Annotated in this window: 22 protein-coding genes and 1 pseudogene; 17 read left to right on the top strand and 6 right to left on the bottom strand. The window is 70.8% G+C overall.

What is annotated here, in order from left to right:
• The first annotated feature begins 54 nt into the window (after positions 1-54).
• From ACQEVY_RS07840 to fusA, 4 genes are all read left to right on the top strand, one after another.
• Positions 55-1143: a MerR family transcriptional regulator gene (locus ACQEVY_RS07840; RefSeq protein ID WP_432946205.1), complete on the top strand. Its 1089-nt coding sequence runs from the start codon at positions 55-57 to the stop codon at positions 1141-1143.
• Positions 1144-1338: 195 nt separating this feature from the next.
• On the top strand, positions 1339-1752 hold the full coding sequence (locus tag ACQEVY_RS07835) for a VOC family protein (RefSeq protein ID WP_328767422.1): 414 nt from the start codon (positions 1339-1341) through the stop codon (positions 1750-1752).
• Between the two features lie 229 nt (positions 1753-1981).
• Positions 1982-2137, top strand: coding sequence for a hypothetical protein (locus ACQEVY_RS07830; RefSeq protein ID WP_432946203.1), 156 nt, complete (start codon positions 1982-1984; stop codon positions 2135-2137).
• Between the two features lie 167 nt (positions 2138-2304).
• On the top strand, positions 2305-4416 hold the full coding sequence (gene fusA / locus ACQEVY_RS07825) for an elongation factor G (RefSeq protein WP_432946201.1): 2112 nt from the start codon (positions 2305-2307) through the stop codon (positions 4414-4416).
• A 134-nt stretch (positions 4417-4550) separates the two neighbouring features.
• On the opposite strand, the gene ACQEVY_RS07820 is transcribed toward fusA, so the two are convergent.
• Positions 4551-4769 (bottom strand): heavy-metal-associated domain-containing protein, encoded by a 219-nt coding sequence (locus ACQEVY_RS07820; RefSeq protein WP_432946199.1) that lies wholly within the window; start codon positions 4767-4769, stop codon positions 4551-4553.
• Positions 4770-4956: 187 nt separating this feature from the next.
• Here ACQEVY_RS07820 and ACQEVY_RS07815 point away from each other — a divergent pair, with 187 nt between their 5' ends.
• On the top strand, positions 4957-5853 hold the full coding sequence (locus ACQEVY_RS07815) for a DUF5134 domain-containing protein (RefSeq protein WP_432946197.1): 897 nt from the start codon (positions 4957-4959) through the stop codon (positions 5851-5853).
• Between the two features lie 15 nt (positions 5854-5868).
• Here ACQEVY_RS07815 and ACQEVY_RS07810 read toward each other — a convergent pair whose 3' ends face one another.
• A complete protein-coding gene (locus tag ACQEVY_RS07810) occupies positions 5869-8142 on the bottom strand; it encodes a heavy metal translocating P-type ATPase (RefSeq protein WP_432946195.1) in 2274 nt (757 codons plus the stop codon).
• A gap of 198 nt (positions 8143-8340) precedes the next feature.
• On the opposite strand from ACQEVY_RS07810, the gene ACQEVY_RS07805 reads away from it, so the two are divergent.
• Positions 8341-9336, top strand: a complete 996-nt coding sequence (locus ACQEVY_RS07805; RefSeq protein WP_432946193.1) for a hypothetical protein — start codon at positions 8341-8343, stop codon at positions 9334-9336.
• A gap of 35 nt (positions 9337-9371) precedes the next feature.
• Positions 9372-9611, top strand: a complete 240-nt coding sequence (locus ACQEVY_RS07800) for a FitA-like ribbon-helix-helix domain-containing protein (protein ID WP_432946191.1) — start codon at positions 9372-9374, stop codon at positions 9609-9611.
• A 71-nt stretch (positions 9612-9682) separates the two neighbouring features.
• Here ACQEVY_RS07800 and ACQEVY_RS07795 read toward each other — a convergent pair whose 3' ends face one another.
• Positions 9683-10498 carry a tyrosine-type recombinase/integrase gene (locus ACQEVY_RS07795; RefSeq protein ID WP_432946189.1) on the bottom strand — a complete coding sequence of 272 codons (816 nt, stop codon included), beginning with the start codon at positions 10496-10498 and terminating at the stop codon, positions 9683-9685.
• Between the two features lie 84 nt (positions 10499-10582).
• Positions 10583-11446, bottom strand: a complete 864-nt coding sequence (locus ACQEVY_RS07790; RefSeq protein ID WP_432946187.1) for a CDP-alcohol phosphatidyltransferase family protein — start codon at positions 11444-11446, stop codon at positions 10583-10585.
• Positions 11447-11624: 178 nt separating this feature from the next.
• On the opposite strand from ACQEVY_RS07790, the gene ACQEVY_RS07785 reads away from it, so the two are divergent.
• The 5 genes and pseudogenes from ACQEVY_RS07785 to ACQEVY_RS07765 all read left to right on the top strand — a co-directional run.
• A complete protein-coding gene (locus ACQEVY_RS07785) occupies positions 11625-12611 on the top strand; it encodes a zinc-dependent alcohol dehydrogenase (RefSeq protein WP_432946185.1) in 987 nt (328 codons plus the stop codon).
• A 221-nt stretch (positions 12612-12832) separates the two neighbouring features.
• Entirely contained in the window at positions 12833-13231 is a 399-nt protein-coding gene (locus tag ACQEVY_RS07780) for a 6-pyruvoyl trahydropterin synthase family protein (protein WP_165339306.1), read from the top strand.
• Between the two features lie 23 nt (positions 13232-13254).
• A complete protein-coding gene (locus ACQEVY_RS07775) occupies positions 13255-14355 on the top strand; it encodes a glycosyltransferase family 4 protein (RefSeq protein ID WP_432955112.1) in 1101 nt (366 codons plus the stop codon).
• Positions 14356-14363: 8 nt separating this feature from the next.
• A complete protein-coding gene (locus tag ACQEVY_RS07770; protein WP_432955110.1) occupies positions 14364-15302 on the top strand; it encodes a class I SAM-dependent methyltransferase in 939 nt (312 codons plus the stop codon).
• Positions 15299-16297, top strand: a pseudogene (locus ACQEVY_RS07765) (lysylphosphatidylglycerol synthase transmembrane domain-containing protein); the annotation flags it as partial. The gene ACQEVY_RS07770 and the pseudogene ACQEVY_RS07765, both read left to right, overlap by 4 nt.
• A gap of 203 nt (positions 16298-16500) precedes the next feature.
• Here ACQEVY_RS07765 and ACQEVY_RS07760 read toward each other — a convergent pair.
• Entirely contained in the window at positions 16501-17316 is an 816-nt protein-coding gene (locus ACQEVY_RS07760) for a creatininase family protein (protein WP_432946183.1), read from the bottom strand.
• Between the two features lie 77 nt (positions 17317-17393).
• Here ACQEVY_RS07760 and ribA point away from each other — a divergent pair, with 77 nt between their 5' ends.
• The 5 genes from ribA (at position 17394) to ACQEVY_RS07735 (ending at position 22890) form a co-directional block, all read left to right on the top strand.
• Positions 17394-18071 carry a GTP cyclohydrolase II gene (ribA, locus tag ACQEVY_RS07755; RefSeq protein WP_432946181.1) on the top strand — a complete coding sequence of 226 codons (678 nt, stop codon included), beginning with the start codon at positions 17394-17396 and terminating at the stop codon, positions 18069-18071.
• A gap of 148 nt (positions 18072-18219) precedes the next feature.
• Positions 18220-18354 carry a hypothetical protein gene (locus ACQEVY_RS07750; protein ID WP_432946179.1) on the top strand — a complete coding sequence of 45 codons (135 nt, stop codon included), beginning with the start codon at positions 18220-18222 and terminating at the stop codon, positions 18352-18354.
• Positions 18355-18429: 75 nt separating this feature from the next.
• Positions 18430-19491: a saccharopine dehydrogenase gene (locus ACQEVY_RS07745; protein WP_432946177.1), complete on the top strand. Its 1062-nt coding sequence runs from the start codon at positions 18430-18432 to the stop codon at positions 19489-19491.
• Positions 19484-20689, top strand: a complete 1206-nt coding sequence (locus tag ACQEVY_RS07740; RefSeq protein ID WP_432946175.1) for a saccharopine dehydrogenase family protein — start codon at positions 19484-19486, stop codon at positions 20687-20689. Before ACQEVY_RS07745 ends, ACQEVY_RS07740 begins: the two co-directional genes overlap by 8 nt.
• 83 nt (positions 20690-20772) lie before the next feature.
• The gene (locus tag ACQEVY_RS07735; RefSeq protein WP_432946173.1) at positions 20773-22890 is read left to right on the top strand and encodes a tetratricopeptide repeat protein; all 2118 of its coding nucleotides are present in this window, start codon (positions 20773-20775) and stop codon (positions 22888-22890) included.
• Here ACQEVY_RS07735 and ACQEVY_RS07730 read toward each other — a convergent pair.
• Positions 22877-24280, bottom strand: a complete 1404-nt coding sequence (locus ACQEVY_RS07730; protein WP_432946171.1) for a hypothetical protein — start codon at positions 24278-24280, stop codon at positions 22877-22879. The two genes, ACQEVY_RS07735 and ACQEVY_RS07730, sit on opposite strands and share 14 nt — an antisense overlap.
• Positions 24281-24782 lie beyond the last annotated feature (502 nt).

The raw sequence follows: 24782 nt of genomic DNA, 5'->3' as shown, positions 1-24782 counted from the left end.
TCTGTTGACCCTCGACCTTGTGAAGGGCTCAGAGTTCCGGGTGTGGAGAGCGAGATGCGCAGCATTGGTGAGATGGCCCGGGACAGTGGGCTGGGCGTGAGTGCCCTGCGGTTCTACGACCGGGCCGGTGTGCTGGTCCCGGCCTGGGTGGATCCGGTCAGTGGGTACCGCTGGTACGGCCCAGAGCAGCTTGAAGAGGCGCGGTTGCTGGCTCGGTTGCGTCGGGCGGGTATGCCGTTGGCGGATATCCGGCTGGTGCTGGCCGGGTGGTCCAGTGCGGACACCGACCTGGTGCGCACGCTCCTTCAGGGGCATCTGCGCCGGCTTGAGCAGGGGCTGTCCGATGCCCGCGGTGAGTTCTCCACGCTCCGAGCGCTACTCGATCACAGGGAGAACCCCATGACTTCGCTTCGCACCGCCACCGTCAAGTTGTCTGTCTCCGCAGTTGAGTTGGCCGCCGCGTTGGACGCAGTCCGTTTCGCCGTCAGTACCGACCCGGAGCTGCCGATGCTCGGCGGTGTCCTCTTCGATATCGAGGGTGACGTACTCGACGTTGTGGCCACCGACCGGTATCGGATGGCCGTGGCGCGGGCGGGTATCGCCGGGCATGGCGGTAGCCGCGTGCAGGTCATCGTGCCTGCCCCGCTCGCCGATGCGATGCGCGCGCTGTTGAGTGGCGAAGAGGCCGTCCAACTCGCCGTGGACGGTGACCGCGTGACGCTGGAGACCGGGGACGGGGGCCGTCAGGCGGCCGGGCAGTGCCTTGATCACGACTTTCCTGACTACCGTCGCCTCGTTCAGTTGCCGACCGGGCGCCGCGTCCTCGTCGATGTGCCGGCCTTCCAGGAGGCGGTACGGACCGGTCCCGTCCGTGCGAGCGAGGTGCGTAAGCCGGATGACGTGTCATGCGAACTGAGCGTGCTCAAGGTGACCGACGACGGCGCAGTGGCCATCTGCGAGGACGGTGACGACGGCCAGGACCACGTCGCCGTCAACCGCGAGTTCCTGCTGGACGCGCTCGCCGCCGGAGCCGGGGACCAACTGATCCTGGAGTTCGGCGCCCCCACGGCGCCCTTGGCAATCCGCCGTCCCGACACCGAGGACACGTACTCGATGCTGATGCCGGTCCGCCTGGAAAACTGATCGCGAGGCCGGTCCCTGATCGCGGCCGGGCCGCCTGGGATCTCCGGGACGGCCTGGCCGCGCAGGCGCCGAGGCCCGTACGCGCCCCAGTCGTCACCAGCGCTTCATCCGTCCCTGCCCTGTCGGCGGGCCGTTGTCAGTGCCTCGCGTTAGTCTGCGCGCATCTGACCGATTTCCCCGATCAGGGAGGTTTTCATGGCCTCGAAGCTCAATCCGTATCTCAGCTTCAACGGTGACGCCCGGCAGGCGTTGGAGTTCTACAAGGAGGTGTTCGGCGGCACGTTGTCGGTGAACACTTACGCCGAGTTCGGGCAGGAGGACGCGGCCCTCGCCGACAAGATCATGCACGGCATGCTGGAGACCCCGAGCGGCCTCACCCTGATGGGCGCCGACGGCGCTCCGGGGGAGGAGTACAAGCCGGGCAACAACTTCTCGGTGGCCCTGACCGGCGACGACGACGCCGAGCTGCGCGGTTACTGGGAGAAGCTGTCCGCCGGTGGCTCGGTGTCCGTGCCGCTGGAGAAGCAGATGTGGGGCGACGTATTCGGTATGTGTACGGACCGGTTCGGCGTCCCGTGGATGGTGAACATCAGCGAGAAGCAGGGCTGAGCGCGGAACGGAACAGGGCGGGACCGGATTCCTCCGGTTCCGCCCCGTTCCGAACGCACTAAGGCCGTCAGCCTCCACGCCATTGCGACCGGATCACGTGGGCGTATGGCCGGACGAGACGGACAGGACGGACGGGGCCCGGCCTGCGGATCTGACCTAGCGAAAAACCCGGTGCCCCGACCCCGCCGGTTTTCCTACACTCGCCACGCAACGCACACGCTGCCACCACATGGCGGCGCGCATCGTGATGAGTGAGGGGAGCCCGGCCATGCGGTACCGCACCGCTGTCGTCGTTCCCCGGTCGCTGTACGAGGTGATCCTCGTGTCTTCGGCTGCCCGGTGCCCGCTGCGCGGCCGGTACCGGATGTCCGTGACGAACGCCTGACTCGGCGGCACCACCTGACGCGGCAGCGCCAGCGCCCGACTCGATGAAGTCGGGCTCGCACACCACCTCAACGCGTGGTCTCTGCCTGCCCGTTGACGTCCCGACAGGCCCGTATCGCCGGAAATCGCGCTGCCCGATTCTGGATTCACCCCGAAAGGCCATGGGCCGTGCGCAACAACCTGCACCGTCAACTCGCCAGTCCACTCACCGCCGTTCGCAACCTGGGCATCCTCGCCCACGTCGACGCCGGGAAGACCACCGTCACCGAACGGATCCTGTACGTCACCGGAACCACCCACAAGCGGGGTGAGGTCCATGACGGCACGACCGTCACCGACTTCGACCCTCAGGAGCGCGATCGTGGCATCACCATCTTCGCCGCGGCGGTCAGCTGCGCCTGGGACGGCCATCGGATCAACCTGATCGACACCCCGGGACATGTCGACTTCTCCGACGAGGTGGAGCGCTCGCTGCGCGTGCTCGACGGCGCGATCGCGGTGTTCGACGCCGTCGCGGGAGTGGAGCCGCAGAGCGAGTCGGTGTGGCGGCAGGCCGATCGGCACGGTGTGCCACGGATCGCCTTCGTCAACAAGCTGGACCGCGCCGGCGCCGACCTCGACACGGCGGTCGAATCGATCCGGGAGCGGTTGCATCCGGCCCCGCTGGTCGTCCAGTTGCCGATCGGCACGGAGGACGGTTTCACGGGGGTGGTGGATCTGGTGCTTATGAGGTCGCTGGTCTGGGCCGACGGCCGCGACACGGTCGACGAAGGTCCGGTTCCGGATGCTCTGCGGGATGAAGCACACCGGCGCCGACGGCAGTTGGAGGAAGCGGTGGCCGAACTCCACGCGCCCGCACTGGAGGAGTTCTGCGTCCAGTCCGCTCTCTCCACGCGGACGCTGACCGCCGCGCTGCGCGATCTGACCCGTACCGGTGACGGCGTGGTCGTGCTGTGCGGCTCGGCCTATCGCAACCGCGGAATCGAGCCGCTGCTGGAGGCCGTCGTCGCGTACCTGCCCTCGCCGCTGGACGTGCCCGCGATACGGGGCACTCAGGACGGCGCGGAGCAGGAACGGGCCGCCGACCCGGCAGCGCCGTTCGCGGCACTGGCGTTCAAGGTGAACGCCACCGCCACGGGGCGGCTGACGTACGTACGTCTGTACTCGGGAACGATCGAGAAGGGAGACACGGTATGGGACGCGAGCGCACGGCGAACCGAGCGCATCGGGCGGATTCTGCGCGTCCAGGCCGACCGCCACGCGGAGCTGGACCGGGCCGTGGCCGGGGACATCGTCGCGGTGGTCGGGCTGAAGTCCGCCCGCGCCGGAGCGACCCTGTGCGCACCCTCGGCTCCTCTCCTTCTCGAACCGCCGAGCGCCGCCGACCCGGTCGTCTCCGTGGCGGTCGAGGCGCGCAGGAGCACCGACACCAACCGCTTGGCGTCCGCGTTGACGCGGCTGGTCGAGGAGGATCCCTCGCTGGTGGTCAGGACCGACCCCGAGACCGGCCAGACCGTGCTGTCGGGGATGGGCGAGCTGCACCTGGAGGTGGCGGTGGAGAAGATCCGGCGCGCTCACGGGCTGGCCGTCGGCGTCGGCCGGCCGAGGGTGGCGTACCGGGAGACGCTCGTCCGTGGCGTGTCGGGGCTGGTGTACCGGCATGTCAAACAGGACGGCGGCGCCGGTCAGTTCGCCCATGTCGTCCTCGACGTGGGTCCGCTGGAGGCCGCCTCCGGTTCCGATGGTGCCGAGGGTGTCGGCGGCGTGACCGGCTTCGCGTTTCGGTCGACCGTCGTCGGGGGCCGGGTGCCGAAGGAGTACGTACGAGCGGTCGAGGCGGGTTGCCGGGATGCGCTGGCCGAGGGGCCGCTCGGCGGTCATCCGGTGACCGGGGTGAGCGTCGTACTGACCGATGGGGCGACCCATCCGAAGGACTCTTCGGAGATGGCGTTCCGGACGGCAGGCCGACTCGCGCTCCGTGATGCTCTGCGCACCGGCGTGATGGCGCTCCTGGAACCGGTGGTCGACGTCACGGTCACCGTGCCCGAGGACGCCATGGGCGGAGTGCTCGGCGACCTCGCGGCGCGGCGCGGCCGGGTCACCGGCTCGGTCGCGCGGGCGGGCGCGGTGGTGATCACGGCGACCGTGCCGCTGGCCGAACTGTTCGGCTACGCCACGCGGTTGCGCAGCCGGAGCCAGGGCCGGGGCACCTTCACCACCCGGCCCGCCGGGTACGCCCCTGCGCCGAGCGCGGCGTCCGACGGGGTCCCGGCCCGGTAGCTCCAGGGGCCGGTGACGGCTACAAGGACGGTGGCTGGAAGGACAGTGGCTTGAAGGCCAGTGGCAACAAAGACGGTCCCGCCCGTACGAGACGTACACGGGCGGGACCGTTCCGGGCGTCTGACGACCGGGCCCTACTGCTCGCGGCGGCCTATCAGGTCGTAGCCGGCCTCGTCCACGGCTTCGGCGACCGCGTCGTACGACAGGCGCTCGCCGCTGGACACCGTCACGTGGCCGGTCTTCAGGTCGACCTCCACGCCCGTGACGCCGTCGAGGGCGCCGACCTCGGAGGAGACGGCCTTGACGCAGTGGTCGCACGTCATGCCCTTGACCTCGTAAATGTCCTGCACCATGACTCCGCTCCTCTGGCTGCTTGGCTCTAGCTTTTCTACTTCGTTCTGATGGAGCCATAATACCCCTAGGGGGTATGGGTTTTGTCAAGGGCCGGCGTCAAGGGTCGGCAAGGCCTGAACGGGCCGCTTTCCCGGCACGTACTAAGGGCACCAGTGCGAGCCGTAGTCGGTCGATGCGGAGGTATCGATGGGAATCATGGCCCTGACCTGGTCCATCGCGGTGCTTGCCGGGCTCGTGGCCGCGGTCAGCTCGGTCCGGATGGTGACCAGCAGAGGCGGGGCCCGGTTCGCGGCGGGCGGCGATCTGCTGATGAGCGTGTGCATGGTCGTCATGTCTCTGCCGCTGACGGTGAGTTGGTACGCGGAGTACGGCATGGGATGGGCGGCGGCGTTCGCGCTGCTGGGGCTCGGCGGAGTCGCGTTGGCCGTGAAGCACACGCGTGAGGGCGGGTGGAGGCACGGCCGGCACTGGGTGCATCTGATCGTCGGCAGCGCGGGCATGGTGATCATGACGCTCGCCATGACGAGTACGTCCTCCGGGCCGGTGCTCGCTCTCGGCGGCTCGCACATGGCGCACATGCCGGGGATGCAGCACATGGCGGCGGGCTCGGAGTCGGCAGGGCACTCGCATACGGAGGCCATGCACGGTCACGGGCACGGGAGCGTCGTACAGGGGCACGGGCATGGGACGGAGTCGTCCGACCTGGCGGCCGCCGGAGCGTCCGCATCCCCGGGTACTGCTGTCTGGCGTCTCGTGGTCGTCGCGCTCGCGGTCTACTTCCTGTTGTCGATCGCCGCGTCCGTGTGGGCGCAGGTCCGGGACGCGAACCGGAGTCACCGTCTCGCCGAGGGCCGCGAAGGCGGCCGGCGCCGCGGCTGGAGCCGTTGGCTGCTCGCCATGCCGGACACGGTCGTCGTGTTCCTGGCCTCGCTGACGCTCACGTTCCGGGACCGGGCCCGTACGGCGAAACTCGACGCCCACCGCCATCGCCGCCGCCCCGGCGCCGCACCCGAGGCCGCGCTGGCCGCCCATGTCGGCATGGGCGGCACCATGGCGGCGATGCTTCTGCTGATGGCGGTTTAGCGGGAAGCCTGTGCCTCAGTTCGCCGCCTGGAACCCCCGCAGGCGCAGGCTGTTGCCGACCACGAAGACCGAGGAGAAGGCCATCGCCGCTCCCGCGATCATCGGGTTGAGCAGGCCGGCCGCCGCGAGGGGGAGGGCGGCGATGTTGTAGGCGAAGGCCCAGAACAGGTTGGACCTGATGGTGCCGAGGGTGCGGCGCGCGAGGCGGATCGCGTCGGGCGCGGCCCGCAGATCGCCCCGTACGAGAGTGAGGTCGCCGGCCTCGATGGCCGCGTCCGTGCCCGTACCCATGGCCAGGCCCAGGTCTGCCTGCGCCAGCGCGGCCGCGTCGTTGACGCCGTCGCCGACCATGGCCACCGAACGGCCCTCCGCCTGGAGGCGCTTGACCACGTCCACCTTGTCCTGGGGGAGTACCTCGGCGATGACCTCGTCGATACCGACCTCGGCGGCCACCGACCGGGCGACCGCTTCGTTGTCGCCGGTCAGCAGGATCGGAGTCAGGCCGAGCGCCCGCAGCCGGGCGATCGCCTCGGCGCTGGTCTCCTTGACGGCGTCGGCCACCTCGAGAACCGCACGGGCCTCGCCGTCCCAGGCCACCGCGATCGCCGTACGTCCCGCCGCCTCGGCCTCCGCCTTGGCGCGCTCAAGCTTCACGGGCAACCGGATCTCCCACTCGCCGAGCAGCTTCTCCCGGCCGACCAGAACCGCGTGCCCCTCGACGATGCCCTGGACACCGAGGCCCGCGACGTTCGCGAAGTCCTCCGGGGTGGGCAGCTCGCCGACCTTCTGCGCGGCGCCCGCGGCCACCGCCTTCGCGATGGGGTGCTCCGAGGAGTGCTCCAACGCACCGGCCAGCCGCAGTACTTCGTCCTCGGTGGTGCCGTCGGCGGTGTGCACGGAAAGGAGGGTCATCCGGCCGGTGGTCACCGTGCCGGTCTTGTCGAGGACGATCGTGTCGACCTTGCGCGTGTTCTCCAGTACCTCGGGGCCCTTGATCAGGATGCCGAGCTGCGCGCCGCGCCCGGTGCCGACCATCAGCGCGGTCGGCGTCGCGAGCCCCAGGGCGCACGGGCAGGCGATGATCAGGACGGCGACCGCGGCGGTGAAGGCGGCGGTCAGCCCGGAACCGTTGCCGAGCCAGAAACCGAGGGTGGCCAGGGCGAGGCCGATCACGATCGGTACGAAGACCGCGGAGATTCGGTCGGCGAGCCGCTGGGCTGCGGCCTTGCCGTTCTGTGCGTCCTCCACCAGCTTGGCCATACGGGCGAGTTGGGTGTCGGAGCCGACGCGGGTGGCCTCGACGACGAGCCGTCCGCCGACGTTGAGGGTGGCACCGGTGACGCCTTCGCCGGCCTCAACTTCGACCGGTACGGACTCGCCGGTCAGCATGGAGGCGTCCACGGCGGAGGAGCCCTGGACGACGACACCGTCTGTGGCGATCTTCTCGCCGGGCCGCACCAGGAAACGGTCGCCGACCTTCAACTCGCCGGTGGGGACGGTCAGTTCGCGACCGTCGGCCCGTAGCACCGTCACCTCCTTGGCACCCAGCTCGAGTAGCGTCCTGAGGGCCGCGCCCGCCTTCCGCTTGGAACGGGCCTCGAAGTACCGGCCCGCGAGGATGAAGGCGGTGACTCCGGCGGCGGCTTCGAGGTAGATGTTCCCGGCGCCGTCACCGCGGGCGATGGTCAGCTCGAAGGGGTGCGTCATACCGGGCGTGCCGGCCGTACCGAGGAAGAGCGCCCACACCGACCACAGGAACGCGGCCGACGTACCGACCGAGATCAGCGTGTCCATGGTGGCCGCACCGTGCCGGGCATTGGTCCAGGCGGCGCGATGGAAGGGCCAGGCGGCATACGTCACGACCGGCGCCGCCAGCGTCAGGGACAGCCACTGCCAGTACTCGAACTGGAGGGCCGGGATCATCGCCATCGCGACCACGGGCACGGCGAGGGTGACGGCGGTGATCAGACGCTCGCGGAGCGGCCGCAGTTCGTCGTACGCACGGGAGTCGGGGCCCTCCTCGCCGCCGGTCGCGGGCTCGGGGCGTACGGGCGCGGGCTCGTGGGCGGTGTAGCCGGTGGCTTCGACCGTGGCGATCAGGTCTTGGACGGAGACGTCCTCGCCGCGGTACGTGACCTTGGCCTTCTCGGTGGCGTAGTTGACGCTCGCCTCGACGCCGTCCATGCGGTTGAGCTTCTTCTCGATCCGGGCCGCACACGAGGCGCAGGTCATGCCGCCGATGGCGAGTTCGACCTCGACCTCGGCGGCGCCGGGGGTGGTGGTGGCCATGTCCGCTCCTTGTGGCGTGGCGGGGATATCTTTCAACATACCCCAGGGGGGTATGAAGCTCTGCGTCTCTATGTATACCCCCCACCCGTATTCGATTCAAGGGCTGATTCGGCTTGACTCTGTACCCCCTGGGGGTATGTTGAGAACCGTCGGGTCGCCCTGAGCGGCGGCCCTGGGGACTGGAGAAGGGACCACGCCATGCACACCGCACTGAAGCTCACGACCTTCGCCGCCGCGCTCGCCGCGACCTTCGGCACGGCCTACGGGGTGGGCAACGTCGTCGACCCCGTGGTGTCCGACGACGACAAGACCACCGAGGCCGCACAGCACGGCGGCCACACGGCGGACAAGGAGAAGGATGGAGGCGGCGGCCCTAGCGGAGGCGCGGAGGCAGCCGGCGGGCACGCCGCGGAACTGCCCGGCGGGCTGCAGACCTCCGAGGGCGGCTACACGCTCGACCTGAAGACCTCGCGCATCGAGGCCGGCGAGGCCACCGAGCTGAGCTTCGCCATCGTCAAGGACAGCACCGGGCGGAACGTGACCGCGTACCAGCGCGAGCACGAGAAGGAACTGCACCTCATCGTCGCCTCACGCGACCTCACGGTCTATCGCCACCTGCACCCCGCCCGTGCCGCGGACGGCACCTGGTCGATCCCGGTCGAGCTGCCGAAGGCGGGCGGCTACCGCGTCTTCGCCGACTTCAAGCCCAAGGGCGCCGCGGAGGGCCTGACCCTCGGCTCCGACCTCGCGGTGTCGGGCCCGTACAAGCCGGCCGAACTGCCGAAGGCCGCCCCCACCGCGACCGTCGACGACTACAAGGTCACCCTCAACGGCAAGCTCCGCCCCGGCGCATCCAGCGAACTCCAGCTGAACGTCACCAAGGCCGGCAAGCCCGTACGCAACCTCCAGCCCTACCTCGGCGCATACGGCCACCTGGTCGCCCTCCGCTCAGGAGACCTCGCCTACCTCCACGTCCACCCCAACGGCGAACCCGGCGACGGCAAGACGCAACCTGGCCCGCAGGTGTCGTTCACGGCAACCGCCCCCAGCCAGGGCGCGTACCGCCTGTTCCTGGACTTCAAGCACGAGGGGAAGGTCCGTACGGCGGCCTTCACGGTGTACGCGGGGGGTGCGCCGGCAGCGGCGGAGCCGACCGCGGAGGAGCACGGTACGGATGATGGCCACGGGCACTGAAGCTGGAGTGCCTGCGACGCCGAGAGAATGCAGGCATGACTGCACTCACGATCCGGGATGTTCCGGACGAAGCTCTGGCCGTCCTGCAGGCCCGCGCCGCTCAGGCGGGCAAGTCGCTCCAGGCTTATCCGCTCGACGTACTCGTCGGTGCAGCCGCCCGGCCCACGCTCGTCGAGATCGCCGCCCGGGCCGAAGCCGAGGCCGGCGCGAGTCTCAGCAGTCTCAGCACGTCCGATGTGTTGTCCGCGATCGACGACGCACGGGCGGGCCGGTGATCGTGATCGACTGCTCGGCGGTCGTTTCCCTCACGACGAGGGCCTGACCCGCTGTGTGGCTGAACACCCGGTCAGCACCCAGCCATTCTGGTCGAAACCGGAGCGATCGGTGGCCCCTCCCCGCTGGGGACGCGCAACAGCCCGCTCTTCGTGGCCACCGCGCGGAGGAGGTCGTTCGGGTGGCGGTTCGGGATCTTGATGCCGGCCCGGGTCGTGAGGAGCGGGCCTCCGTGAGTCGGGTCGCGGGGTCGGCGCCTGTGAGGGAGGTAGGCCTCGATCGTCTCCCGGAGAAGTGGCGGGAGGTGGACGAAGCGTGGGTGGCCGGCGGGATCGTACAAGCGGAGGGTGTCGGGGCCGCGGCTGACGTCGTGGGTGGTGGTGAGGTCGTCGAGGGTGATGCTCCGGATCTCGGCGGAGCGCAGGCCCAGACCGGTCAGCAGGTAACCGCAGACGCGGTCCAGGTGCGGCTGAGGCGAGTCGGCCGGTCCGCGCTCGTCGAGCGCCGCGAGGAGGACCGTGACCTGCCAGGGGTCCAGGCGGGAGGCGGTGAGCTGCGCGCCATTGGTCAGCCGGGGGCGGCGCTCGGCCGGGTTGTACAGGGCCGCGTTCTGGCGCACCGCGTACGCGTAGAAGGAACGTACCGCCGAGATTTGCCGCGCCGTCGAGCTGTGGGGCGCTCCTGGCCGATGGGCCCACAGAGCGATGTGCTGGGCGGCGACCCGGTCCCACGCGAGGCCGGTCTCCGCGCAGTGGCTCAGCCAGCGACCGGCATGACGCCGGTAGCTCTCACGAACCCGCTCCGGATACGTACTCGCCCCGAGCCAGTCACCGACCAACTCCTCAGGGGCCCAGCCCACTTGGTCCCACTTCCTCGCCCACTCGGCCATTCACGCATCGTTCCATTGCCGCGGGTGTCTGGGCGGGGCTGAGTCAGTGCGTCACGCGATGGGGTGACATCCCACGGACATCGGCTACAGCCGTGACGAACTGGTCGCCCTGCTCGACGCGGCGAGTACCGGAACCCGAGAGGACACGGAAGCCGCGGAGGGCACGGAGACGTAGGCGTCAGCGGCCGCCACGGGCTCGGCCGTCTCGCGAGCGCGGGCCATCGTCCCGCCCTCGCGGTTCCGCCACAGCCACCCGATGTCCCGGCCGAACGACCACACCAGCGAGCCCAGCGCCAGGAGCACCGTCGCCAGAGTCGCCGCGTACGGGAGGATCTGGGCTCCCGCGATCAGCAGGGCCACGCCCTGGAGTGCCGCCACCGTCTTGCGGCCCGTGCTCGGGGGGAGGGCGGCGTTCAGCCAGGGCATGAAACGGGCCGCCGCCACGAAGGCGTAGCGCATCCCGCCGATCAGCAGCACCCACGGGCCCAGCTGGGTGGAGACGTACACGCTGAGCACCAGGATCAGGAAGGCGTCGACCTCCATGTCGAAGCGGGCGCCCAGCGCGGTTGAGGAACCGGTGCGGCGGGCGACCTTGCCGTCGACCGCGTCGAGGATCAGGGCGACCGCGGTCAGGGCGACCAGGAGCGTGACCGGCGGCGGGCTCTGGAAGGACTCCGCGACCAGGGCCGTGACGCCGGCGACGAGCGTGGCGCGGCCGAGGGTGACGCGGTTCGCGGGGCCGAAGGAGCGGGGGCGGGTGCGGTGCAGGGCGCGGGCGAGCACGGCCCAGGTGGCGAACGCGAAGGCCAGGCCGGTCAGCCAGCCCGCAGGACCCATGCCGATCGCCGTGCCGAGGACGGTCAGCAGGAGGAGCATCGCGCCCGCTCCCACGGCCGTCTCCTGCTGCACCTGCAAAAGCCTCGCGTCGTACGTGTTGTTCAGGGCCACCGCACATCCTCCGGCCAGATGACAAAGTCGATCACTGCCGCTTACGTTGTCCGCGGCTTCGCAACGGTCGGTACGTGCACCGTCGCCGGAGCGTTCAGCCGGACTCAGCAGGTTCACAGCTTGGGCACGACTTTTTGCGTGGCTTTGCAGCACGAATTTTCAGGAGGATGAGATGCCGATGAACCGCGTTGCACGCGCTTTCTGGCTGGAGTCTCCGGGGCACGGCGAGATACGGGACGCCGATCTGCCGAGCCCCGTCGAGGGCGAGGTTCTGGTGCGCACGCTCTTCTCCGGAGTGAGCCGCGGCACAGAGACCCTCGTCTTCCGCGGCGGCGTGCCCGAGAGCCAGTACGGCTCGATGCGTGCGCCGTTCCAGGAGGGCGAGTTCCCGGGGCCGGTCAAGTACGGGTACCTGAACGTGGGCCTGGTGGAGGAGGGCCCGGCGTCGCTCCTCGGGCGGACCGTCTTCTGCCTCTATCCGCATCAGACGCGGTACGTGGTCCCGGCCGCCGCCGTGACCCCCGTACCCGAGTCCGTGCCCGCCTCGCGCGCCGTCCTCGCCGGCACCGTGGAGACCGCGGTCAACGCCCTGTGGGACGCCGCCCCGCTCATCGGTGACCGGATCGCGGTGGTCGGCGCCGGAATGGTCGGCGCGAGTGTCGCCGCCCTCCTCGCCCGGTACCCCGCCGTCCGCGTCCAGCTCGTGGACGCCAACCCGGCGCGCGCCGAACTCGCCCGGGCACTCGGCATCGACTTCGCGCTCCCCGCGGACGCCGCAGGCGACTGCGACCTCGTCGTACACGCCAGCGCCACCGAGGCCGGACTCACCCGCTCCCTCGAACTCCTCGCCCCGGAGGGCACCGTCCTCGAGCTGAGCTGGTACGGCGACCGGCGGGTCAGCCTGCCGCTGGGCGAGGCCTTCCACTCCCGCCGCCTGGTCGTCCGCAGCAGCCAGGTGGGCACCGTCTCCCCTGCCAGGAGCGGACGCCGTACGTACGCAGACCGGCTCGCCCTCTCGCTCGAACTGCTCGCCGACCCCGCCCTGGACGCGCTGATCACCGGCTCGTGCGCCTTCGAGGAACTGCCGGAGGCGATGGCCGCGCTCGCCGCGGGTGAGACGCAGGCGCTGTGCCACCTGGTTCAGTACGACACTGAAGGGGACTGAGGAGGGGACTGAGGGGCCTGACCGCCCCGGATCGGTTCGGAACCACGCCCGGTGACCGGTCCACCGAACGACGTGTCCGAGCCACGCGCCGAATCGAAAACCAGAAACGAAAACCCGCAGAAACTTCCTCCCGTACCGCCTGAACACGGAGAACGGACCTGCCGTACTACACGGCACGCCCGGCAGAGGGATCAGACGCGCCGCACCTGGAGGGTCGTCCGTTGTTCAGCATCACCGTCCGCGATCACCTCATGATCGCCCACAGCTTCCGCGGGGAGGTCTTCGGACCCGCGCAGCGCCTGCACGGCGCGACGTTCCTCGTGGACGCCACCTTCCGCCGCGCAGAGCTGGACGACGACAACATCGTCGTCGACATCGGACTGGCCACACAGGAACTGGGCGGGGTGGTCAGCGAGTTGAACTACCGCAACCTCGACAACGAGCCCGACTTCGCCAACACCAACACCTCCACGGAGTTCCTGGCCAAGGTCATCGCCGACCGGCTCGCGGAGAAGGTGCACAAGGGAGCGCTGGGCGAGGGCGCCCGCGGACTGTCCGGCATCACGGTCACCCTGCACGAGTCGCACATCGCCTGGGCGAGTTACGAGCGTGCGCTGTGAACAAGCACGCCGACATCATCCCCATGTCCCTGCGCGCCATGCACTTCGTGATGCCCGGCACAGTGGACGACCCGAGCAAGCCCAGCGGCGGCAACACCTACGACGCCCGGGTCTGCCTCGACCTTCCCGCCTTCGGCTGGCAGGTCCACAAGCACGCGATCGACGGCAGCTGGCCCCGGCCCGGAGCCGCCGCCCGCGCGGAACTGGCCCGCACCCTCGGTGAGATCCCGGACGGCAGCCGCGTACTCCTCGACGGACTCGTCGCCTGCGCCGCCCCCGAGATCATCGCCGCGGAGACCGAGCGGCTGCGCCTGGTCGTCCTGGTCCATCTGCCGCTCGGCGACGAGACGGGCCTCGACCCCGGCCTCGCGGCGGAACTCGACGCCCGCGAGCGCCGTACGCTGCGCTCCGTGCCCGCGATCGTGGCCACCAGCGAGTGGGCCGCCCGCAGGCTGGTCGCCCACCACGGGCTGGCCCCCGACCGGGTCCACGTCGCCGCTCCCGGCGCCGACATCGCGCCCCTGGCCGCCGGCACCGACGGCGTCTCGCGGCTGCTGTGCGTCGCCTCCGTCACGCCGCGCAAGGCGCAGCACGTCCTCGTCGAGGCCCTCGCGACCCTCACCGACCTGAACTGGAGCTGCGTCTGCGTCGGCGGCCTGGGCCAGGACCCCGGCTATGTCGCCGAACTGAGGGAACTCATCGACCTCCACGGCATCGGCGACCGGCTGCAACTCGTAGGCCCGCAGGCCGGAGCGGAACTCGACGCGAGCTACTCCTCCGCGGACCTCATGGTGCTGACCTCGTACGCGGAGACGTACGGCATGGCCGTCACCGAAGCGCTGGCCCGGGGCATCCCCGTCCTGGCCACGGACGTCGGCGGGCTCCCCGAGGCGGTCGGGCGCGCTCCCGACGGCGGGATGCCCGGCGTCCTCGTACCGCCGGAGAACGCGGCGGCACTCGCGGCGGAACTGCGCGGCTGGTTCACGGACGCCGATGTACGACGCCGGCTGCGGGCCTCCGCCCGCGGACGCAGGGCCGCACTGGACGGCTGGGCCGCGACGGCCCGGAGCCTGGCCGGTGTGCTGGGGCGACTTGGTCGGGACGAAAGGAAGGGGGCAGCGTGAGTACGAGCATGACGCCGCCCGGACGCGCGACGACGAAGGTCCCGGCGCCCGAGGTGGGAACGATCCGGCTGGGTGACCGCAGGCGCGGCGCCGACACGGAAACCGACGAGGATGTGACGCGGTACGCCCCCGAGTGGCTGCAGCTGCGCGAGCCCGCCGACGCCGCCGCGCGGTCGGTCGAGCTCCTCGACCCGCTGCGGATCCGGCTCGCGAACCTGCCGCAGCGCCGGTCCAACGGCCTGATCATCCACGACCTCGGCTGCGGCACCGGCTCCATGGGCCGCTGGCTCGCCCCGCGGCTCGACGGCCCCCAGCACTGGGTGCTGAACGACCACGACCCGTATCTGCTGCACTTCGCGGCCGTCGGCTCGCCCCGTACGGCCGCCGACGGCAGCCGCGTCACCGTCGAGACGCAGCGCGGCGATGTCTCCCGGCTGACCGCGGACGCGCTGGCCGGCGCCTCGCTGGTGACCGCCTCCGCCCTGCTCGACGTACTCACCGCCGAGCAGATCGAGGCGCTCGCCGCGGCCTGCGCCGGAGCCGGCTGCCCCGCCCTGCTGACCCTGTCGGTCGTGGGGCGCGTCGAACTCACGCCCGCCAACCCGCTGGACGACGAGATCACCGAGGCGTTCAACGCCCACCAGCGCCGCGGCGACCTGCTCGGACCCGACGCGGTCACCATCGCCTGCGACGCCTTCGCCCGGCACGGCGCGACCGTACGAGTGCACCCCAGCGCCTGGCGGCTCGGCCCCGACGAGTCCGCGCTGACGGCGGAGTGGCTGCGCGGCTGGGTCGGCGCGGCCGTCGAGGAGCGCCCCGAACTCGCCGAGCGCGCGGGCGCCTATCTGCGGGAGCGGCTCGCGCAGTGCGCGGCGGGCGAGTTGAGGGTCGTGGTGCACCACAGCGACCTCCTCGCTCTGGCCCGTCCGACGGGAGGAGCGGCATGAGTGCGCAGGCGGTGGCAGCCGACGCGCAGCCCCGCGCCGTCCGGGCCGAGCCGAGGCCGGTCCTGGACGGCGGCGACGAGCAGGCGATACGGGGCGCACGGGCGGCCCGGGCTCCCAAGCCGGTCACGGACGCGCGCCGCACCCTTCGTACGCTCTGGGCGCGTATCAACTCCCGCGCCGTGCGCACCCACTTCGGCACCGTCGCGGGCGTCGTCATTCTCAGCGTCCTCGTCTGGCGAATGGGCACCGGCGTCTTCGTGGACGGACTGCGCCGGGTCGACGGGCCCACCGTGCTGGCGGCCCTCGGCATCGGCGTGGTCACCACGGTGTTCAGCGCCTGGCGCTGGTGCCTGGTGGCCCGCGGGCTGAGGATCCGGCTGCCGCTGGGTCCGGCCGTCGCGGACTACTACCGCTCCCTGTTCCTGAACGCGGCGCTGCCCGGCGGCGTACTCGGCGATGTGCACCGCGCCGTACGGCACGGACAGAGCGCCGGTGACCTCGGCCGGGGCGTACGCGCCGTCGTCCTCGAGCGGGTCGCGGGCCAGGTGGCGCTGATGGCCGCCGGCGGGGTCGTCCTGCTGACGCTGCCCTCGCCGGTGCAGGCCCAGACCCGGCACCTCGTCGAGGCGTCCGCCATCGCGCTGGCGCTCGCCGCGATGATCGCGGCCGTGGTCGCGGTACGGCTGAAGGGCTCGTCGCCCTCGTCGCGACGCATGCCCCGCCTGCGCAACGCGCTCACCGAGGCGCGTGAAGGACTGGTGGCCCGCCACACCTGGCCAGGTGTCGTCGTCTCGTCGGCCGTCGTGCTGGCGGGCCACCTCGTGATGTTCCTGCTCGCCGCCAGGGTCGCGGGATCCGACGCGTCCCCAGTCGTGTTGCTGCCCCTGGCGGTGCTCGCCCTCCTGGCCATGGGACTCCCGCTGAACGTCGGCGGCTGGGGCCCCCGCGAAGGCGCCACCGCCTGGGCCTTCGGCGCCGCCGGACTCGGCGCGAGCACCGGCCTCTCGGTCGCCGTCGTCTACGGAGTGCTCAGCCTCGTGGCGAGCCTGCCCGGCATCGGCGTACTCGTCGCACGGTGGGCCATGGGCCTGCGGCGCCCCCAACCCTCGTACGAGAAGGCCGTGCCGCAGCGCCACAACGGCCATGTCCCGCGCTCACCACCGGCGAACGCGGGATACGCGGAGGACGCAGCGCACGGTCAGGGCCTGCTGCTCTCCGTGCCGTCCGGCCCGGCCCCCTTCTGCATGGCGTCCTCGGCCGGAGCGGAATTCGCCGCTTCCGGCTTGAGGATCGAGAAATACGAACCGAAGCAGTCCACCAGGCCCGCCAGCAGCTCCTTGCCTTTTTCGGCGGTAGCCAGCGAAGGACGGCCGATGACACCGGACTCCGTGTAAGCGGACATATCGAGGGTGAGAAGATGCCGTCGGTCGTCGGCGAGGAAGTCGGAGGACTCATATCCGGGACGCACCATTTCCGGATGAGCGTGCAGCAGGACGGACGTCTCCAATTCCCCCGCATGCATATCGCTGAGCAGCGAGGTCCGCACACCGGCCCGCTGTCGCGCCTCCTCCCAGTCCTCCGGTGCAGGGAACAGCGCCATGCGCGTGCCGCAGCCCGCGGATTCCTGCACCACATTGCCCAGCACGTAGTTCCCGCCATGTCCGTTGACCAGTACCAGGGCGTCGATGCCCGAGCGACGAAGCGAGTCGGCTATGTCCCGTACCACCGCGTGGAGTGTCACCGCGGAAATACTGACCGTCCCCGGCCAGGCGGCATGTTCGTGCGAGCAGGCGATGGTCAGCGGAGGGAGAAGATGCACCGGGTACGCGGCGGCGACCTCGCGGGCGATGGTGCAGGCGATGACGGTGTCAGTGGCCAGCGGTAGAAAGGGGCCGTGCTGTTCGAAGCTGCCGATGGGAAGGACGGCGACGCCGGGCCGACGTGCCCTCACGTCCTCCGTGGTGTCCAGCGGCAACAAGCCGGGGGTGGTCAGCTGTGTTCCCGAACCGGTCATGGTGTTGAGGCCTTTCGTTCCGTAGGCACCGACGAGAGCAGGCTAACGCGGCAACGGCAGATTGGATGCAGGAGAAAATGAAGGAAAGCAAAGGCGTGCTCGGTCGAAGTGCCCGCCCCAAGGCAGCAGACGTTCAGTCGGGTGTCCAGCGTGTGGTGGATCTCCAACTGCACACCGTGTACGGAGATTTCTACGCCGTCGGCTATTTGGACCTCGAACGCGGGGATGAACAAGTGGCCCTCATATACGGCGATATCGACGGAACGGAGGACACGCTCACCCGACTGCATTCGGAGTGCCTCACCGGAGACGCCTTCGGCTCCACGCACTGCGAGTGCGGCGACCAGCTGTCCACCGCCCTGCGCACCATAGTCGCGGAGGGCCGCGGCATCCTCCTCTACCTCCGCGGCCACGAGGGCAGAGGAATCGGTCTCCTCGCCAAACTCCAGGCCATGAAGCTCCAGTCGGAGGGCCTGGACACGGTCGAGGCGAACCTCGCCCTCGGTCTCCCGGTGGACGCCCGCGACTACGGCGTCGCCGCGGACATGCTGCACGACCTCAACGTGCCCTCCGTACGGCTGCTCTCCAACAACCCGCGCAAGAGCGAGGCACTGCGGCACCACGGCATCGAAGTCACCGAGCACGTCCCGCTGCTGATCCCGCCGCGCGAGCACAACATCAGTTACCTGCGCACCAAGCGGGAGCGCATGGACCACCACCTGCCGCATCTGGACACGGTGATCCACTGGTCCTGAACTGGCCCTGACTACTGGTGCGGGGGCCGCCGCCAACTCCGGCAGCGTCAATCCGGACGACGCGGCGGCCGCGCCGCCGACCGTGCACGCAGGCGTTGGCTCAAGCGCGGGCGGTGGCCCGGGTGCGGGACCTGCGGGTCGTACACGCGTGCTGCCCGACCCCGCTCGCCGCGAGCGGGCGGCCGAGCTGCCGGCGGCCGAACTCGACGCCGCCGCGGCCTCGGCGGTCATCGACGCCGCCAGGAAGCCCGGCCTGGGGCACGGGGCCTCTGATGAGGCATGATCCCTTCGTGGACACAACCCCGCTGCGTGCCGAAGGGTTCGCCGCCGACGCCCCGCGACCGGAGGTCAACCGCGTATGACCGAGCTCCACCTGTGGCTGCGCCACGAGACCCGTACGACCGAGCGGCGCACCCCGATCGTGCCGTCCGACGCGCGGCGGCTCGTCGAGAACGGCGTGACGGTGACCGTCGAGCGGTCCCCGCAGCGGATCTTCCCCGTCGAGGCGTACGAGGCGGCCGGGTGCCGTGTCGTCGAGTCGCACTCCTGGACCGTCGCACCGCTCGACGCGGTCGTCGTCGGCCTCAAGGAACTCCCCGAAGAACCGGGCGAGTTGCGACACCGGCACGTCTTCTTCGGACACGCCTACAAGGGACAGCCCGGAGCCGAGACGCTGCTGCGCCGGTTCGTCGCCGGAGGCGGGGCGCTGTTCGACCTCGAGTACCTGGTGGACGACCACGGCCGCCGACTCGCCGCCTTCGGCTACTGGGCCGGATATGTCGGCGCCGCCCTCGCCGTACTCCACCACCGGGGCAGGCTGACGGCACCGCTGCAGCCGACGTCGAAGGACGACCTGGACGCGCTACTCCAACCCCGCCCGGACGACGCCCCGTTCAGTTCGCTCGTGATCGGCGCACTGGGCCGCTCCGGTCGCGGCGCGCGGGCCGCGCTCATGGAGGCCGGGCTCGACCCCACTTGCTGGGACCTCGCCGAGACCCGCGACCTGGACCGACAGGCCCTGCTGGACCACGAGTTGATGGTCAACTGCGTGCTCAGCACCGGCCCCGTCACCCCCTTCCTCACCGACAAGGACCTGGACGAGCCGCGCCGGAGCCTGCGCACGGTGTGCGATGTGACCTGCGACGTCGGCTCCCCGTACAACGTTCTTCCGGTGTACGACACGGTCACCGACTGGACGGACCCCGTACGCCGCCTCCACGAACGGCCCGCCCTCGACCTCATCGCCATCGACAACCTGCCGTCCCTGCTGCCCGAGGAGGCGAGCACGGACTTCTCGGCCTTGCTGACGCCGCAGCTCATGGAGTTCGGGGTGGCCGGGCCGTGGGGACGCTGCCTGGACCGCTTCCACGAGACGTGCCGTGAACTCGGCCTGGAGAATGGGGAGTCCAACCATGGCTGAGCATGCGAACGCCGTCGTGCCCGCGTCCGGCACCGTCCACTGGATCGGCGCGGGCCTGTCCACCGGCAGCGGCCTGGCCGCGCTGTGCGACACCGCCGACCGCGTACGCCTGTGGCACCGCACCGAGGAACGAGCGGCCCAGAGCCTCGCAGCGCACGGCCTCACCGACCGCGCCGAACCCCGCGCGTACACGCTCCCCGCACTCGCCGCCGAACTGGCCCCCGGGGACATCGTGATCTCCATGCTCCCGGCCCCGGAACACGCGCCCCTGCTGGCTACCTGCGTGGCCCACCAGGCCCACTTCGCCTGCTCGAGCTACGTATCCGATGCGGTCCTGGACCATGTCCCCGCGGCCACCGCGGCAGGCATCGTCGTCCTCACCGAGTCGGGCCTCGACCCGGGCATCGACCACCTCTTCGCCCACAGCCTCATCGCCCGCGCGCAGAGGGAGATCGGCGCCGACACGGCCGCCGAGGCCGACCTCACCTCGTACTGCGGCGGCATCCCCGCCATCCCCAACGACTTCAAGTACCGCTTCAGCTGGGCCCCGGCAGGTGTCCTCAACGCCCTGCGCTCACTCGCCCGCTACATCGAGAGCGGCACGGAGACGACAGCCGCCCGCCCCTGGGAAGCCACCCGCACCCACCTGGTGGACGACGAACCCTTCGAGGTCTACCCGAACCGCGACAGCATCCCGTTCGTCGACCAGTACGACCTGCCTCCGGCGTGGAAACCCCAGACCTTCATCCGCGGCACCCTCCGCCTGTCCGGCTGGCTCGACGCCTGGCAACCCGTCTTCGAGGAACTCCGACGCGGCGACGACGAACGCATCGCCGCACTCGCCCAGGAACTGGCCGCCCGCTACCCCACCACGGACGCCGACCGCGACCGCGTCGTCCTGGCCGTCTCCCTCGACGTACGCACGGATACGGGCCGCAACTGGTCGGGCCGCTACCTGCTGGACATGGAGGGCGACGCCCAGGAGAGCGCGATGGCCCTATGCGTCTCGCGCACGCTGGCACTGGGCGTCCGCAAGGTGCTCGCCGGAGCCCTCCCGCCCGGCCTGAGCCGTGCGGCCGAAACACCGGAGCGCTCCGAGGAATGGCTCGCGGAACTGCGCCAGGACGGGATCGACTTCCGTATGGACAGCACGGACAGCACGGACAGCATCGACGAGAAGAAGGCTGACGGCTCGTGAACTCGTAGGCAGGACACGGTCTTTCGCGTACGCACGCTCCCGATACCGTTGCTTCCCAAGGGTGTCGGGAGCGGGGAGTTCGCATGGTGGAGCCCATTTCGATGGCTGCTGTGGCGGGGGTGCTCGGGGCCGTCGGGGCCGGGATGGCCAACGAGGCCGGGAAGCGGGCCTGGGAGTCCGCCGGGGCGCTGGTGCGGAGGATCGCCGGGCGGGAGGTGGCCGCGCCGGGGAGTCCAGCCGAGGTGGACGCGGTGGCGCGACTGGTGTCCGAGGGCCTGCGGAACGATCCGCGACTGGCTCGGGCCTGGACGACGTTCGCGGAGGGTGTGCAAGGGCAAGGGCCCGGGACGGCGGCCGGGCGCCCCCGTCTCCCGGCGTCCATCCGCTCCTTCACCGACCGGCGCAAAGCGATCAAGCAGCTCGACGAGGAGGCCCGGCGCAAGTCCGATGGGCGTCCTCGTCTCGTTCTCCTGCACGGACCGGAGGGCATGGGCATCACCACGCTCGCCCGGCACTGGGGAGTGCTGCGGGCGGGCGAGTTCTTCCCGGACGGCCAGATGTACATGGATCTGCGCGGCGGCGGCTCCGGCACAGCCCTCGATGCGGCACGGGTGCTCGGCGAGCTGTTGCGGCAACTCGGGCTGCCGGACGCGCAGTTGCCGCTGGGCTTCACCGAACGCCAGGCACTGTTCCAGCGGTACGTAGCCGACCGGCGTCTGCTGGTCATCCTCGACCATGCGCGGTCCGCCACCCAGATCCTGCCCGTGATCAGCTCGGCCCTCGAGGTGTTCACCCTCGTCGGAGCCCGCAATCCGCTGGTCGGGCTCGACGCCTTGCGGATCCCCGTGGGCCCGCTCGGCAAACGCGACTCCGAGCGGCTGCTCACCGCCCTGGTGGACAAGTCCGAACTCGCCGCCGCCCGTGCCGCGGTGCCCTCCCTGCTGGCCCGGTGCGGCGGTTCGCCGTACGCCATCCGGGCCGCGGCGCCCCGGCTCACCGCACCTCTGGAGGAGGCTCCGGCCATGGCGGACAGCGATCCCGTACGTGCCGCGGCCGAGGACTCGTACCGGCTGCTGGAACCGGGTCCGGCCAGGCTGTACCGACTGGCTGCCCTGTGCGACCTGCCCGCCTTCGACGCCGCGAGTGCCGCCCATGCCGCCGATGTCGAACCGGCCGATGCACAGCGGTGGTTGGAAGTCCTCGCCGAATCCCTGCTGCTGGAGCACGTGGGGGACGGGCGCTATCACTACCGGCCCGGCGTACGCGCGCACGCCGAGGCCGTCGCCGCCCGGGAGGACGGGATCGTTGCCTGTTCGGCGGCCATGAACCGGGTCGTCAAGGCGCATTTGCGGTTGGCGGTGGGCGCCGCGCGGGCGGCTCTGCCGGAGAGTTGGCGGATTCCCGCGCCGGTGGAGGGCATGGTCCCGTTCGCGGACCGGGGTGCGGCGGTCGCCGCGCTCGCCGCCGAGGCGGGCAATCTGGTACGCGTGATGAGCCTTGCCGAAGAGCTCCGGGACCGGGACACCGTCCTACGGCTCGGACAGGCGCTGTGGCCGCTGCAGCTCAAGGCCGGCCATCACGACGTACTCCTGCCGGCCCTGCGTATCGCCGTACGGGTCGCGGATGAGCATGCCGCCGGTACGCGTGAGACGGGGGCGTTGCATGCTCAACTCGCCCATACGCTCACTGAGTTGCGCAGGTGGGACGAGGCGGAGGCCGAGGCGGTCGCCGCCGCGCGGGACGAGCGGAGCGCCGGGCATGTGCGCGGGCACGCCTCCGCCGTCGAGTTCCTGGGGCTGTTGCGGCTACGGCAGTGGCGGTACCCGGAGGCCTACGACAGCTTCGAGGAGTCGTACGCGATCTACGGCCGCATCGGTGACGGCGACGAAGGCGCCACCGACCTGCCGCGTGCCCTCGCCCTGCTGGACCGGCATAGGGGGCGTGCGCTGCGGGGGCTGCAACGGCGTGCGGAGGCACGGGAGTTCCTTGAGCGGGCGCTGGCCTTCTTCCGGGACAGCGGTGAGGCGTACAACACCGCGCGAACGCTGACCGATCTCGCCGAAACCCGCCTGGAGGACGAGGAGTTCGAGGAGGCGCTGCCGCTCGTCGACGAGGCGATCGCCGCGCTCGGGGAGGAGAAGGCGGAGTACCACCTCGCCCATCTGCGCATCCTGCGGGAGCGGTGCCTCAGCCAGGGATGACGCGTACTTGATGGACGGTCGAGCCCGTACGGACGGTCAGCCCGCCACCCCCGGTGACCAGCTCCTCGACCGACTTGCCCGCCGCCAGCCAGGCGTGCAGAGCGGAGGCGTAGGCCGCGGGGTCTGCCGTCGACTCGGCGGTGAGGGCGAGCAGTTGACCCGCGCTGCCCGAGCTGCCCGGACTGCTGGATCTGGTGCGGATCGTGCAGGTGCCGGGGCCGGTGATGTACGCCGCCAGCGCGCAGTGCGGGTGGCGGTCGAGTACGTCGGCCGTCCACCGTGCGGGGGAGACGAAGCGGGGGTCGGTGGCGGAGCCCTCGCGGAACACGACGTCGGCCAGGGCGAGTTGGCCCTGTTCGCGGGTGTCTTCGTGTACGGCGGTGTGCGCCTCGCCGTCGGCGGCCGGCTCGGCGCGGGGGTCGGCATAGCGCTCGACCGCGATGTCGCCCGCGCCGAGCAGCCGGGTAAGCACGCGGAACGGGGCGGTGCGGGACGGGGGTTCGTACGGCGGGAGGGGGAGGGGTTCGAGGAGCGCGGGGTGCGGGGGTTCCGGAAGGTGCATGCGCTCGTAGAAGAGGCGGCGCAGGCGGGTCGCTGACTCCCCGGGCATGGAGGTGGTGAACTCGGCCGGTTCCGGGGCGGGTTGGTGGTGGTCGAGGAGTTCGTCCAGTTGGGGGCGTAGGGCTGCTGTCGGGTCGAGGCGGGGTGCCTTCTGGATGAAGTCGGAGACCGGGGCGTCGGGGTCGAGTCCTGCGAGGGGCGCGGCGCCGAGGAGTACGGGGGTGCCCAGGGCGGCGGCGTAGTACGAGACCGAGCCGTGGTCGCCGATCACCGCGTCCGCCGCCAGCAGGGCCTGGAGCCAGCCGTGGACCGGGTCGATCAGGGTGAGGCCGGCGCGGCGGGCGCGGTCGAGCCAGGCCCGGATCTGGCCCGGGCCGTGGCCGTGCCAGATGTTGGGGTGCAGGACGGCCGCGATGCGGTACTCGTCGGCGGGGAGTTCGGAGGTCAGCCGGGGGAGGAGGGCGGGCAGTACGTCGTCGCCTCCGCCGCCCCCGTCGCCGAACAGGGACTCCGTGTTCCAGGTGGAGTTGAGGATGACGAGCCGCTGGCCGGGGTGGACGCCGAGGGCCCGGCGATAGCGGTCGCGGTACTCGCGTGCCGCCAGGATGCGGTCGAAGCAGGGGTCTCCGGCGAGGACTGCCGTGTGCACCGCCTCCGGGCAGGCCCTGCTGAGCCGCTCCCGCTGCTCCGGGTGGGACAGGACGAGCGCGTCGGCGATGGGAGTGCCGTTCTCGGCGAGCAGCCACTCAGGAGAAAGCCCGAAGACGGGCGGTACCCCAGTCCGTGCCCGGCTCCCGGCTCCCGGCTCCCGGCACCCGGCACCCGGCACCCGGCACCCGGTGTAGTCAGTCTCTTAGTGTAGCCAATCCCATGGGACAATACGGCCAACTTACCTGAAAACGCGTCAAGTTGGCCGCCAAAGCTTGCCGATATCGCCAACTTCACCGGCGTACGGACCGCCTGCTCCCACGGCACCACAGGTATCCCCGTGTCGGCGAACAGCTCGGAGAGCCCCGCGCGGAAAGCGGAGGAGCCGGGCGTCGTGACAAGGAGCTGGATGCGCAGGTCGTCGTGGAACAGGGGGAGCACGTCCAGGAGCCGGGTGGCCGCCGTGACGTTGTGGGCGATGAACAGGACCGGGTGGACGGCGGCTCGTGTGGCCCAGCGTGCCGCGTCGTCGCCGATCGGCACCCGTATCCAGCCGTCGTCCCGCCCCGAGTCCATCCCACGCCCTCTCGAAGACACCCGCCCATCAGGCACCGTTCATACGCTTCTTGTGATCGGGCAACGATAGTCAATGAGCCCGTCAGCCGACCTCTACTGAGCTGGGC

Source organism: Streptomyces sp. CA-288835 (assembly GCF_050936385.1).
Lineage (GTDB): Bacteria > Actinomycetota > Actinomycetes > Streptomycetales > Streptomycetaceae > Streptomyces.
This window is presented reverse-complemented; position numbering and strand designations above follow the sequence as displayed.